General features: G+C 40.5%; 13 protein-coding genes. 8 read left to right on the top strand and 5 right to left on the bottom strand.

From position 1 onward, the window contains the following. Positions 1-18 precede the first annotated feature (18 nt). From CWB72_RS06690 to CWB72_RS06670, 5 genes are all read left to right on the top strand, one after another. Complete coding sequence (locus CWB72_RS06690; RefSeq protein ID WP_138630110.1) at positions 19-1,440, top strand: PQQ-dependent sugar dehydrogenase; 1,422 nt, start codon at positions 19-21, stop codon at positions 1,438-1,440. 337 nt (positions 1,441-1,777) lie between these two features. Beyond that, positions 1,778-2,641, top strand: coding sequence for an AraC family transcriptional regulator (locus CWB72_RS06685; protein ID WP_138630108.1), 864 nt, complete (start codon positions 1,778-1,780; stop codon positions 2,639-2,641). Between the two features lie 532 nt (positions 2,642-3,173). Continuing rightward, on the top strand, positions 3,174-3,965 hold the full coding sequence (locus tag CWB72_RS06680; RefSeq protein ID WP_138630106.1) for a hypothetical protein: 792 nt from the start codon (positions 3,174-3,176) through the stop codon (positions 3,963-3,965). 410 nt (positions 3,966-4,375) lie between these two features. Further along, positions 4,376-5,830, top strand: coding sequence for a mannose-1-phosphate guanylyltransferase/mannose-6-phosphate isomerase (locus tag CWB72_RS06675; RefSeq protein ID WP_138630104.1), 1,455 nt, complete (start codon positions 4,376-4,378; stop codon positions 5,828-5,830). Continuing rightward, positions 5,814-7,238: a phosphomannomutase gene (locus tag CWB72_RS06670; protein ID WP_138630102.1), complete on the top strand. Its 1,425-nt coding sequence runs from the start codon at positions 5,814-5,816 to the stop codon at positions 7,236-7,238. The genes CWB72_RS06675 and CWB72_RS06670 overlap by 17 nt, the downstream gene beginning before the upstream one ends. Positions 7,239-7,293: 55 nt before the next feature. On the opposite strand, the gene CWB72_RS06665 is transcribed toward CWB72_RS06670, so the two are convergent. Then, positions 7,294-8,004 (bottom strand): DUF4097 family beta strand repeat-containing protein, encoded by a 711-nt coding sequence (locus CWB72_RS06665; RefSeq protein WP_130255045.1) that lies wholly within the window; start codon positions 8,002-8,004, stop codon positions 7,294-7,296. 188 nt (positions 8,005-8,192) lie between these two features. Here CWB72_RS06665 and CWB72_RS06660 point away from each other — a divergent pair, with 188 nt between their 5' ends. Then, complete coding sequence (locus CWB72_RS06660; RefSeq protein ID WP_138630100.1) at positions 8,193-8,621, top strand: DUF3293 domain-containing protein; 429 nt, start codon at positions 8,193-8,195, stop codon at positions 8,619-8,621. 9 nt (positions 8,622-8,630) lie between these two features. On the opposite strand, the gene CWB72_RS06655 is transcribed toward CWB72_RS06660, so the two are convergent. From CWB72_RS06655 to CWB72_RS06640, 4 genes are all read right to left on the bottom strand, one after another. After that, a complete protein-coding gene (locus CWB72_RS06655) occupies positions 8,631-9,182 on the bottom strand; it encodes an EAL domain-containing protein (RefSeq protein ID WP_252371504.1) in 552 nt (183 codons plus the stop codon). Between the two features lies 1 nt (position 9,183). Further along, positions 9,184-9,339, bottom strand: coding sequence for a cytochrome c peroxidase (locus tag CWB72_RS21110; protein ID WP_354384657.1), 156 nt, complete (start codon positions 9,337-9,339; stop codon positions 9,184-9,186). A gap of 32 nt (positions 9,340-9,371) precedes the next feature. Next, entirely contained in the window at positions 9,372-9,800 is a 429-nt protein-coding gene (locus tag CWB72_RS06645; protein WP_138630096.1) for a cytochrome-c peroxidase, read from the bottom strand. A 188-nt stretch (positions 9,801-9,988) separates the two neighbouring features. Next, positions 9,989-10,609 carry an arylesterase gene (locus tag CWB72_RS06640; protein ID WP_138630094.1) on the bottom strand — a complete coding sequence of 207 codons (621 nt, stop codon included), beginning with the start codon at positions 10,607-10,609 and terminating at the stop codon, positions 9,989-9,991. Between CWB72_RS06640 and CWB72_RS06635 the strand changes: the two genes are divergently transcribed. Together CWB72_RS06635 and CWB72_RS06630 are read left to right on the top strand one after the other, a co-directional pair. Then, the gene (locus CWB72_RS06635; RefSeq protein WP_138630092.1) at positions 10,608-11,321 is read left to right on the top strand and encodes an ABC transporter ATP-binding protein; all 714 of its coding nucleotides are present in this window, start codon (positions 10,608-10,610) and stop codon (positions 11,319-11,321) included. The genes CWB72_RS06640 and CWB72_RS06635 overlap by 2 nt on opposite strands. Further along, positions 11,311-13,812, top strand: a complete 2,502-nt coding sequence (locus CWB72_RS06630; protein ID WP_138630090.1) for an ABC transporter permease — start codon at positions 11,311-11,313, stop codon at positions 13,810-13,812. Before CWB72_RS06635 ends, CWB72_RS06630 begins: the two co-directional genes overlap by 11 nt. Positions 13,813-13,841 lie beyond the last annotated feature (29 nt).

Below are 13,841 nucleotides of genomic sequence, written 5' to 3'. Positions count from 1 at the left end.
CTACCGTTGAGCAAAATTATGTATCAAAAAGTGTTTAAAACCACGCTGTTAAGTGCAGCTTGTATGTTGAGCATGGCCTCACATGCTAATAACCAGAACGTTGAACAGCTATTTAAAACAACCTGTGCGTCGTGCCACGGTCAAGAGTTAACTGGTGGCATGGCTGGTTCTTTAATTGATAACCAGTGGATGACAGAAGGCACTGATACTGCGCTGGCGAATGCCATTAAAAACGGTATTGTTTCGGCAGGTATGCCTGCATTTGGCGCGACGTTAAATGAAGAACAAATTCGTACTCTGGTTGTATACATTCGTGAAGCAGGTGCAAGAGCAAAGCAAGCGAAACAGCCTGAATCGCAAATGGGCAAGTCGTTTAATACGTATTATCACAAGGTGACAACCAAAGAAGTGACCAACACTGATGGCATCATCTGGGCGATGGATTTTTTACCTGACGGCAGTTTGCTTTATACCTTGCGCGAAGGTGAGCTTTGGCACATGACCAAAGGCGGTAAAAAAACGCATATTAAGGGCACGCCTAGAGTATGGCATAAACGTCAAGGTGGGCTGTTAGATGTGTATCCTGATCCAGATTACAAAAACAATGGCTGGATTTATTTGTCGTATAGTAAAGACGCAGGTAAAAACAGCCAAGGCCAAGAGGTGGCGTTTACAGCCATTGTGCGCGGAATAATTAAAAATGGTGAGTGGGAAAAGCAGCAAACCTTATTTGAAGCCAAACCAGAAAATCATCAAAATCACGGTTGGCACTTTGGCTCTCGTTTTGCCATTAAAGGCGATTACTTATTCTTTACCAATGGTGACGAAGGGCTACAAGATGGCGCGCAAGACATCACCACGCAAAACGGTAAAGTACACCGCATTTTCAAAGATGGTCGCGTGCCAAAAGATAACCCGTTTTATAACGAAAAAGGTGCGCAACAAACTATTTGGACCTACGGCAACCGTAACCCGCAAGGCTTAACGTTACACCCTAAAACTGGAGCCCTGTGGTCTACAGAGCACGGGCCGCGTGGTGGTGACGAATTAAACCTGATCACTAAGGGCACTAACTATGGCTGGCCAAAAGTGACGTATGGTATGAACTATAATGGTACGCCTATCACGCCACATACTGATTTACCCGGCATGCAGCTACCTGTGCACCAATGGACGCCTTCTATTGCCGTTGCAGGTATGAATTTTTATACGGGCAACAAGTTTAAACATTGGCAGGGCGACTTATTTGTCGGCAGTTTGGCTAAGAAGCAACTGCACCGATTGCGAATTGAAAACGGCAAAGTCACAGAAGATGAAATCATCTTAAAAGGCCTAGGTCGTATTCGCGATGTCGTGACTGCACCGAATGGTGAGATTTATTTAACCATTAATGACCGTAATGCGAATCAAAGTAAGATCATTGCAATCGCGCCTAAATAAGTCTTCATAAGACGCGAAATAAATTCGCTGCTACCGTTGTTTTACTCGGTAGTACCTGCTTTACGTAGGATTAAACCTTCACAAAGAAGACGCGAAATGAATTCGCTGCTACCGTTGTTTTACTCGGTAGCACCGACTTTACGTCGGGTAAAAGCCTTAACACGAACATCACCGTAAAGCACCTTTACATACTCTTTGATTCAGATTCAAACCTCACGACATCATCTTTAACTCCTTGCTGTGATTTAAAACATTGAACATACAGCAATTTCGGTCAAGTAAATCGTTTGATGTATGATTAAGCTTGTCTGCAGTTTTACTAACACATAGGCGCTTTATGCAAAGCAATCTTTTACAGCAACGCATTTCGCTGGTTTGCGATTACATCAATCAACACTTAGATGATGAATTAACGGTGAGTTTGCTTAGTGATGTTGCTGCTTTATCTAAATTTCATTTTCATCGCGTATTTATGGCTTTTATGGGCGTAAATGTGGGCAAGTATATTTTGCTGGCGCGATTAAAGCGGGCATCTTTTCGCTTAGCGTTTGAGAGCGATATTAAAATTATTGATATTGCACTTGAAGCAAAGTTTGACAGTGCAGAAGCGTTTTCTCGCGCCTTTAAGCGTACGTTTGAGCAAAGCCCTTCAAAATTTAGACAAGTTGCAAATTGGCCTAGTTGGTATGACGTATTTGATTTTTCACCGCAACCAATAGAGAAACAAATCATGCAAGTAGACATTATCAACTTTGAGCAAATTAACATCGCGTTTTTAGAACATAAAGGCGCAGCAAATCGCATTTTCGAAACAGCTGGGCAATTCATTGCTTGGCGACAAAATAGTGGGCTTTCACCACTCAATACGAGTCGCACATTTGGCATGCCAAATGGCGACCCAGAAGCCATGGCTGAAGACGCATTTCGCTTTAAATTATGTGGCTCTATAAAGGCCGAAGTACCTGATAACGCGTTTGGTGTTGAAAATGGGGTTATTCCTCAAATGCGCTGCGCTAAAGTCAGGCACTTAGGCAGTCACGATAACATGGAGCAAACGATACGTTGGCTTTACCAGCAGTGGCTTCCTCAAAGTGGTGAGCTACCGAGCGACCAATGCTGTTTTTTCGAATATCATAATTTTGTGCATCAAGTCGATGAATGTGACCTCATCACTGATATCTATTTGCCACTTCAAAGTTGATGAGTAATAAGTTTGCTTTGCCGAGTCGATTACTTTGGGTTATTGGTATGATGAACAATAATTTAAATTTGTGTTTTTTATCCCAAACAATGATTAATAGAGTGAATTTTTGTCTGATTTTTGTTCTATTAGTCATTGTTATAAAAAAAATTTAATTAAATTCGAATAAACCCAAATGGTTAATAATGAAATCTTACATCACTCACCTTGAATTCATGCAAAAAACTATATTTTCCAAGATAATTAGTTAGGTTTTCTTATTTTTATTAAGTTTTTATATTTTCTTATTCAATATTCTGTATTTCTTTAGTTGCTGATTATCTAAGTTGCGTTGCTTTTTTGTCAATGTTGAAGCTGCAATCTATTTACCAATAAATTTATTTTTACATTTGTTTTAACTTAGTATAACAAATATTGATTCACATAATAAAACTCAAATTGACAGCGCTGTCATTCGGGCTTAGAGTGGCGGTTATCAACTTGATTCTGTTTAGTTGATACTAATTTTCTGTTATTTTATAAGGAACTATAAATGAAAATACGTAATTTTGCTGTTGTGGCTTTTTCGTTGGTGACAAGTACATATAGTTTTGCAAACTCGCAAAATATATTCGATATTGATGGTTATGATCGTTATACAGAGTATGCTCAAGGTCCTGTGTCAGCATCAGTTATTGCAAGCGACTATGCGCATTATATGGATGTGTATCTACACCCTAGCGCAACTGCAAATGCATGTTACTCTGCTGAAGTTAAAACTGAAAATACAGGGGAGTTTATAGCTTCAGCGAATATAAGAACGGTTGATCAACATGGCCGCATTCACCAAGCTTATTCGACTATACCTGATGAGTACTTATCAGTTAATAAAAAATTAGTAGTTACTTGTGATGATGATGCAGGTGATGAGTATAAAATACACGTAAAAATTCCTAGCGCCCCTAAAATTCACTGGGATGTTACCGTTGAACTAACTGAGAGCAGTGAGTATATCCAGCCTAGTCGTTCTTTTGGTTATCATAGTGAATATAAAGTGAGTAGTTCACTTCGCGTGGAAAACCAAACAACAGACTCTTTCTGTCAAACAACATCGCAATATAGCCCTGCTTTGGGTTTATTTAACGGTGAGGTAGGAGCTGATAAGTTTAATTCAAATGTATTCTTAAGCAACAAGATTGTGAACAATCTTGTAAACCCTAAACCAGTATTAATGCAGTCGATAGAGTGTCAGAACTCGGCAGGTAAAACTGTTGCAAGAAAAGTATATGATTTAACTAATAAAGATGCGATTGAGTTGCTTTATGATGAAGTCGAATATAAGTAACTTTTACTAAAAATCTGGCCCATTGCTTAATTATTAAAATGATGGGCTAATTTAAATTCATATTTTTAATTAAAGTTTTTTATTGTTGACTTTAAATTTAATTTTATATTTTTTGTTTTTGTTTTTGTTTTTGTTTTTGTTTTTGTTTTTGTTTTTGTTTTTGTTTTTGTTTTTGTTCTATTTTATTTTTGAGTTTTTATTTTCTTATTTATTTTTTAAAAATAAATGAATTGTTTTCGTAATTATTTAAAGGAGTGGGTGTGGTTATTGAATAGAATAAGTGGTGAGAAAAAATCATTTTAATTGCTTGTTGAGCATGTTTTTTAAATTATAAAATTTATTGAGACTTTGCGATTTTAGGAAAAGACTCATAAAATAGCATGATTAATTATAATTAGAGCTAATCAAGTATGTTAGTTCCCGTTGTTATAGCTGGTGGCTCAGGTACCCGCTTATGGCCCCTGTCTCGTACTCACTACCCAAAGCAATTTCTCTCTTTGACAGGCGAGCAGTCTTTGTTACAACAAACTTTGCTGCGATTAAAAGGCCTAGATCATGATCCCGCGATTATTATTTGTAACGAAGCGCACAGGTTTTTAACCGCAGAGCAAGTGCGATTAACTGAGATACCGCATTTTCCTATTATTTTAGAGCCAGAGGGGCGCAATACAGCGCCCGCGATTGCATTGGCTGCATTTAAAGTATTAGAGATAAATCCTGATGCAACTCTGTTAGTGATGCCTGCCGATCATGATATTGGCAATGTTGAACAGTTTTTAAATGCGATAACACTGGCGGCAGAGAGCACCAAAAAAAACAAGTTAGTCACCTTTGGTATCGAACCTACCTCTGCGCATACTGGCTATGGTTATATTCAAAAAGGTCAAAGCTTGGAAAGGGGCTTTACAGCAAAACAATTTGTTGAAAAGCCCGATGAAGTAACCGCAATGCGTTATTTAGAGTCAGGCCAGTTTGTATGGAATAGCGGCATTTACATGTTTAAAGCTCAAGTATATTTAGACATGCTAAAGCGTTTTAATCATGACATATTTCGAGCCTGCTTTAACGCCATGCAAAACCAGCAATATGATTTAGATTTTACGCGTGTAGATGCCTCAGCCTTTCTAGCTTGCCCAAGTGATTCAATAGATTATGCGATCATGGAGCCTTTAACAGCACAACAAGATGATGCTGTGGTGATGGTCCCCATGGCAGCCAAATGGAGCGATGTAGGGAGTTTTGATACGCTTTGGCAGTTACTTGATAAAGATGATAAACAAAATGCGATTTGTGGTGATGTGATCGCAATCGACACTCAAGATAGCTTGCTGCTGAGTGAAAATAAGTTGTTAGCCACGGTTGGTTTAAAGGATGTGGTGGTAGTACAAACCAAAGACGCAGTGTTAATTGCTGATAAGAATAATACTCAAGCGATAAAACAAGCCGTTGCTCAGCTAGAGCAAATATCTCGTGTAGAAATCCATCAGCATCGTGAAGTCTATCGCCCTTGGGGTAAGTTTGATGCCATTGACGAAGGCGAACGCTTTTTGGTGAAGCGGATCACAGTAAATCCAGGTGCACGTTTATCAATGCAAATGCATCACCACAGAGCGGAGCATTGGGTGGTGGTAAGTGGCATCGCTAAAGTCACAATAGATAAAAAAGTTCAGTATGTGACCGAAAACCAGTCTGTGTATATACCTATTACAACTGTTCATAGCCTTGAAAACCCAGGTAAAATCGCTTTAGAGCTGATAGAAGTTCAGTCGGGTAGCTTTTTAGATGAGAGTGATATCGTGCGCTTTGATGATGAGTACGGCAGAGCTGATTTGCAACAAGGTAACTTTGATGACCACACTGAGTGACTTACTACAAGAAAGTTCGATTAAATTTGGTACCAGTGGGGCACGAGGGTTAGTCGAAGACTTTACACCAAATATCTGTGCTGCTTTTGCTATGGCATTTGTGCAACATGGCGTTGCGAGTTTGCAGCTCGTGCAGCAAGCCACACCGGTGCTCATTGGTATAGATAATCGCCCCAGTAGTTACGAAATAGCACAAGCTGTTGCCACAGGTTTAGCCGAGATAGGCGTTTCTTATCAGTTTCATGGGGTGCTGCCTACACCTGCTTTAGCCTTTACAGCTATGCAGTTAAAACAGCTCTGTATTATGGTGACTGGCAGTCACATTCCTTTTGAACGAAATGGCCTGAAGTTTTATTACCCTCATGGAGAAATAGGTAAGCAGGATGAAGAGGGAATTTTACGTCAAGAGATTGAACTGCCTAATTCGCTAGTTCTTATTCAGTTAACAGAGCAAAATATTGCAACTGAGGCTTATATCTCACGCTATTTAGACTTCTATTCTGATCTTAACCTAGGTGGCAAAAACATTGGGGTTTATTCCCACTCAAGTGCTGGCAGAGACATTTATATCAGCATATTAAAACAGTTAGACGCCAATGTGATTGAGTTAGGCCGAACTGAACATTTTGTGCCTATTGACACCGAAGCTGTGAGTACCGAGGACCAAGCGTTAGCAAGGGAGTGGGTCAAGGTTCATCAGTTGGATGCCATTATATCCAGTGATGGAGATGGCGATAGACCTTTAATTGCAGACGAAAAGGGGAATTGGCTACGTGGAGATATCTTAGGCCTATTAGTGAGTCAAAAACTAAACATAGAAGCCCTAAGCATACCTGTGAATTGTAATTCGGCGGTTGAATTGAGTGGTGACTTTTCAGCTGTGCTTAGAACGCAAATTGGTTCACCTTTTGTGATAGAGCAATTTGTTGAACTGATTGCCAAATATGACAGCGTTGCGGGTTTTGAGGCCAATGGCGGTTATTTACTCGCAAGTGAAATCAGAAAAGATAAAAGGCATTTAAGCGCTTTACCTACCAGAGATGCATTATTACCCATTTTGGTTTTACTTGCTCAGTTACCTATACAACCAATCTCTGCATTAGTTAAAGCTTTACCTAAGCGCTTTACGCAAAGTGGTAAAATTACGCCCATGTCGAACCATCAAGGCAAAGCGTTTTTGACTCAACTTAGCGCTGAGCCTAAGCATACTTTGGCTAAATTAGGCGTTATGTCTGAAGTTTGGAAGTGTAATCAAATTGACGGGGTGAGATGTGAATTACATGGCCAAGACATTATACATTTTCGTATGTCAGGCAATGCCCCTGAGATGCGCTGTTATGTAGAATCACATTCACAACAGGCTGCAGATGAATTACTGCAAAAGCTTTTAGATTCATGCAAATTTTAAAGCCGCTAGCTGAGTCAGCGGCTTTGGGCTTAAATCATAAAAAGCGATAATTAAACTATTCGTCTATCTCAACCTTGCCTTTTACATTTTTGATTTGTAGACCGCCAGAGCCAGAATCTTCGATCACTAGGCCGCCTGCGCCATTAACATTAATGCTGCCTGAGCCGTCATCAATTGTCACTGTACCGGCAATGTTGTTCACACTGACTTCACCGCTGCCATCATCAATCTCTAAGTCACCTTGTGTGTTATTGACGGTCATACTGCCAGAGCCATCTTCAATAATAATATTGTTACCACCCTCGATGGTAATACTGCCTGAGCCGTCATCAATGTCGATATTACCGCTGACTTGTTTGATCTCAATATTGCCAGAGCCATCATCAACAATTAAGTTTAAGTTAGTCGGCACTGTGATGGTTAAATTGATTTTTGGACCGGGGCTGTTGACCTGCCAGTTATTTGAATTACTGGCTCTGGCGATCAGCTCGGCTCTGCTGCCTTTTTCTTTTAGTGTTAATGTGAAATCTTCAGCATCATAGGCGTAAATTTCTGCATCTACAGTGATCTCTGTAGCGGTATCACTACCGACAATTGACAGATTACCAGCACCGGCTTCGGTGTCTAATGTTTTCAGTGTTGCTGCACTAAGTGTGAGTTGCTGGTTATCAAAGTATTTAGGTGCGCTGCCTGGACCGCTTTTAACATGAACGATACATCCGCTTAATAAAACTGCTGCGCTGAGTGGTAAAAGTGTTTTTAGCATCTTAATTCCTGAATGTGCTTTTTTGTTGTTATAGTTAAAGCAATATAGTGACCAATTTGCAAGTGTATGATTTGTAATGAATTGTAAGTTTGTATATAAATTATTATTAGCTGAATCGCTAAATTTTAGTGTTTTTAATCACAAAATTAGTGACTTAGACAAAATAAAAAATGTATTGAGAGCCCTTTATGATTGAAGCTCAATTATGGCAAATTTATCAGCATAGCTATTTTCAAGGTGTGAAGAGGCAGTCACCTTATCACAAGATAACGGGTTCTAATGGCGGCGCCATCATTAGTTTGTGGAATCCTTTTGGTCAGACTCTTTCTGAAGAACAAAACAGGCGAAGAACGCGGGCTTTTATGCGCTATTTAAGGCAGAAAAGATACATTTTTAACCTGCTTTGGGGTGGCAATGAAGATATGAGTTACCGAGAGCTGAGTGTATTTATACCTTGTTCAAAAAAACAAGCTCAACGTCTGTCAGCACACTTTTCCCAATTGGCATTTTATTATGTGGGTGTTGGTGGCCGAGTAAGTCTTCATTGCACACAAGGTACTATGCCGCTCTGTATGGTAAGCAAGCACTTAAAATATCGTTGGCTTACAGGGCTGTAAGTCAATAAATTAAATAATATAACCTTCTTCACTCTGACTATTTATCTTAGGTTTTTGGCAATAACTGCATATAAGCTGTTTTACCCAATTTTGTAGTGCTTCAATAGGCAGTGGCTTTGCATAAAAGTAACCCTGAACATAGTGCCCACCGAGGTCATTTAGGCTGCTCAATTGTACTTGGCTTTCGACCCCCTCAGCGATGACTTTAAGGTTTAAACTATCTGCCATTGAGACAATAGCTTTGACTAAAACCGCTGAATCTTCACATGCCGATAAATCAGAAATAAAACTTCGGTCATTTTTAATCGTATTGATAGGGAAGCGGCGTAAATAGCTCAGAGAAGAATAGCTTGTTCCGAAATCATCAATCGCTAATTGTGCCCCTGTAGCGCGTAAATCTTGCAACCAATCCATAACAGCTTGATCATTATCGAGCAAAATACTCTCGTTGATCTCTAGGTTTAAATTGCATGGATTAAAATTGGTTTGCTGCAAAATGTTCGCTAGCTTTTCTGCATTAAAGCCTAAGCGGTATTGTTGGCTTGAAACATTGACCGACAACTTATACAGCCATAGTTTTTAAATAGTTGATAGCTTGTTTTGCTTGAGCTGAAATCGCGTTGTTGCCTCCCATTAACCAATGATCGAAAGGAGCGTTTGTGGTGATCAATGAGCGCTCAAATTCGGCGATGGCATCTTGAATGGTGTGCTGACTAATTGGTGCCTTATAGATGTTCTGAAATTGAGTTCTTAGTGTTGCATTTTGATTGAGCTGCTAATGACTTCGGGCCAAGACGTTGCGTGCTCTTTTGGATGGTTAATAGGGGCGTCAACTTGATCGTATAAGTCTTTTCTTGCACCACTCCAAGTTTGGCGAATGTTAAAAACAGCATTATATACCGTGGGAGTTTTGAGTGTGGCTTGTTGCCCTGCAACGCCTTTTGATAAAGCAAGCTTATCTGCGCCATTGAGCTGTAAGTGATGGCAACTTGCACAGCTTATTTCATTATTTTTTGATAAACGTTTATCGAAAAATAATTGTCTGCCTAAAGCCGACTTTTCGAAGTCAATATCATGAGTCTGCAGAATAGGTAAAATTGCTTCATTAGCAAAACTCACATGGTGAGTTAACACCAAAAAAATACGATACACGGCTTTATTAGTCTCATTATTTGCCACTTGGAAAACGCGCTTGTTCGAAAATTAACATCGGTTTTTGCTTGCTTTTTGATGTGGGTTAAGAAAGTGATAAATGATGAGAAAAGAAAATGCTTTTATAGTAAATCTAGTTGTTTGGTATTAATTTCTGTTGCCGATATTTTGTAATTAGTGAGTATTGCTAGGTTGGCGCATACTCACTAAAAAAACTATTTACTTAACCAAGTATTGAACTCACGATACATAAAATCACGAATAATCGGTTGTGCCTCGGCATTCGGGTGAAGGTTATCCTGCATCATCAATGACTTATCTGTTGCTATTTCAACCATAAAATACGGCATTAGATAGCTGTCTGTTGCGTCAGTGACTTTTTTATAAGTGTCTGCAAACATCTTGGTATATCTTGGACCAAGGTTTGGCGGAATTTGAATGGCCATCACCGCGACTTTGGCACCCGTCGCTTGGCTTTTCTCAATAAGGGTGGTGAGGTTTTTACGAAGAATTTTCACTGGAAAGCCGCGAATACCATCGTTTCCGCCTAGTTCAACTAATACATGAGTAGGCTTGTGGGCCTGTAACCATGCATCAATTTTTAAAATCGCATTGTCGGTTGTTTGGCCGCTAATGGCGGTGTTAATGATTTCGATATCGCTTTGTTCTTGTTTATATTTATTTTGTAACAAATAAACCCATGCTTGCTCTTGTTCAAGCCCGTAGCCAGCGCTTAAGCTATCTCCAATGATCATGATCTTGTCTTTTGCAAAACTCGTAGAAGAAATAAGTAAAAATGCAAGAAATACAGCTAACTTAAGGAATTCTCGTAACATGTCGGTACTTTCTCAGTTGAATATTATAAATGTTGAGGGACTCAGCAAACGCGTAAACACCCTTGAAGGTGAGCTTACTATCCTTAGTGATATCAATTTTGCTGTCAAGCCCGGTGAGTCAGTTGCGATTGTCGGCGCGTCGGGTTCAGGTAAGTCTACTTTACTCAGTTTGTTGGCCGGTCTTGATGTTGCCAGTAGCGGTAATGTGCATTTGGACGGTGAAGCATTAAGTAAGCTAGACGAGGAGCAAAGAGCTAGAATTCGCGCCGAAAAAGTCGGCTTTGTATTTCAATCTTTCATGCTAGTACAGAGCTTAACTGCGCTTGAGAATGTGATGCTACCGGCTGAGCTTGCAGGCGATCATAGCGCTAAAGATCAAGCCGTTGAATTACTTAAAAAAGTAGGGTTAGAGCACCGGCTAGGCCATTACCCATCGCAGTTGTCAGGTGGTGAGCAACAGCGTGTTGCCATAGCAAGAGCCTTCATTGGCACGCCAAAAATTCTGTTTGCAGATGAACCATCGGCCAATTTAGATACTAAGAACGGTCATATTATTGAAAATCTCTTGTTCGATTTAAATAAACAAAATGGCACAACGCTTATTCTTGTCACGCATGATGAGCAATTGGCTCATCAATGTGATCGTATCATTCATATCGAGGGCGGTATGTTGGAGCAAATTCGAGAGGGAGTGACTGCGAATGTGGGTTAAATTAGCGTTTAAGTTATTCTCTCGAGAGTTTCGACGCGGTGAACTGAGCATTATTTTTGCAGCCATTGCGCTTGCAGTGCTGACTGTCTTTAGTTTGGCATCGGTGACGGAACGTATCGGTTTAAACATAGAGCAAAAAACCGCAGACTTTATTGCCGCTGATCGGCGCCTTTCAAGTAACCATGAATTTGAACCTGCTGTACAAAAAAACGCAGAAGAATTTGGCTTAGAAACAGCACAGATGTTGTTTTTCGATTCCATGTTGTTTGCCAACGATGAGCTGGTGCTAGGCTCTGTAAAAGCTGTATCTAGTGCCTATCCGTTAAAAGGCCAAGTTGAGTTAAAAGATAACCTCGAGGGGCAAAGCTACCCAATCCGCGGTGCGCCAGAGCCGGGCACTCTATGGTTAAGTGAGGGCTTGTTTTACAGCATGGGCTTAAAAGTGGGTGATACCGTTGAGCTTGGTGCAGGTGAATTTACCGTGGCTAAAGTGCTCATGAGTGAACCTGATGCACCTTTGTTTTCCTTAGCGGGTAACAAGCGCGTCTTGCTAAACTATGTTGATATTGAAAGAACTCAAGCGGTACAGCCGGGCAGCCGTGTATTCCACCGTTTATTATTTTCGGGCTCTGAGCAAGCTTTAACTGATTACTATACCTGGTTAAAACCGCAACTAAAACCGAACCAAAGCTGGCAGGGGATCAAAGATAGACAATCACCACTTGGCGAGAATTTAGCCCGTGCCGAGCGTTTCTTATTACTAGCTGGTTTATTTGGGATAATGCTAGCAGCAGTGGCTATGGCGGTTTCAGCTAAGCGTTATTGTGAGCGCCAATACGACCCTGTGGCGATGATGAAAACCTTAGGTGGTAGCCGCGCAACAGTGCGCAAAATCTTTCTTACTCACTTAACTTTGGTGACGTTATTTTCAATTGTAATAGGTCTGGCTATTGGCTCTGTGCTGCAAAGTGTTGCTGCAGATTATCTCGCCAATTTTATGGACACAACATTGCCAGAAGCAGGGGCTAAGCCTTGGTTATTAGCGGTATTTATAGGTCTTGTATGTGCTCTGATGTTCTCGTTAAAGCCGTTATTAGACTTATTCGATATTCCGCCACTGCGTGTTTTACGCCGTAATTTAGGCGATAGCCTTGCGTTGAGTAAAGTGCATATCGGTGTGTCGATTTTGACGATTTTCGTCTTAATGTGGCTGTTTAGCGGGCAAATCATCACAACACTTGTGCTGTTTGCATCTACTTTACTGGTGATTGGCGTGCTGTTTGTTATTTCTCGCCTAATCTTCGCAGCAGGTCGTAAACTCGGTCTTCGCCCAGGTTCTAGCTGGTCGCTTGCAATTGCAACACTGCAAAAACGTGCCAACACCAATGCGGTGCAGTTGATCACCTTTGCACTTGCTATCAAGCTGATGCTGTTTTTAGTGGTACTGAAAAACGACATGATCTCAGATTGGCAAATGCAGGTGCCAGAAGATGCGCCAAATATGTTCTTAATCAACATTGCTGAAGATGAAATCTCGCCGATTAAGCAATACTTCGACGAGAACCAAATCACGCATGAAGCATTTTTCCCGGTATTTAATGCGCGTGTGAACGCGGTGAATGGTGAAGAGTTTGCTCGTCGTGTGTCTAAACAAGAAGGTGAAGAGCAAGACGAGAATGCCCGCCAAGGGGTTAATCGCGAGCCTAACTTAACGTGGTTAGACGAAGTGCCTGAAGGTAATGAAATCGTAGAGGGTGAGTGGTTTAACGACTCAGAGCGCTTAGAAGTTTCTGTATTCGATGGCTGGAAAGAGCGTCTTGATTTAAAACTGGGTGATGAAATTGAGTTTTTAATTAATGAACAGAAATTCACGGCAACGGTAACCAGTTTCAGAACTGTAGATTGGGGCACGCTAAAACCAAACTTTGTGATGATTTTAAGCCCTAATTTTGCGGGTAAAATTCCAGTCACTTACTTCAGTGCAGCTAAACTTGAAGCGCAACATACAAAAGGTATTAGCAAGCTATTACAGCAGTACCCAACAATCAGCATGATTGATATTAAAAATCGTATTCAACAGGCACAATCGATGATATCTCAAGTGTCATTAGCGATTGGCTTTGTGCTTATGATTGTACTGTTTAGTGGGGCACTTGTGCTTATCTCTCAAGTCCAAGCAAGTCTTGCTGAGCGTATGCAAGAAGTGGTGATATTAAGAACTTTGGGGGCTAAAGGCAGTTTAATTAAACTTGCGACACTGTATGAGTTTTTATTGCTCGGTGCAATAGCTGGTGTGGTTGCTGCTCTGGTGAGTGATATTGCTTTGCTTGTTATTCAGCAGCAGTTATTTGGTGTTGATGGTCGTTTACACCCATATATTTGGATTTTAGGGCCGTTAGCTGGTGCGAGCTTTGTGGCATTCATCGGTTATTTTATGGTGGCAAAAACTATGCGCCAAAATACCCAAAAACTGCTTCGTTCATTGGCTTAACGCATCGTTTATCAGTATTGTTAGAAGGA

Source organism: Pseudoalteromonas phenolica (assembly GCF_005886345.1).
Classification (GTDB): domain Bacteria; phylum Pseudomonadota; class Gammaproteobacteria; order Enterobacterales; family Alteromonadaceae; genus Pseudoalteromonas; species Pseudoalteromonas phenolica_A.
The sequence above is the reverse complement of the archived record's forward strand: the minus strand, read 5'-3'. Positions and strand labels throughout refer to the sequence as shown.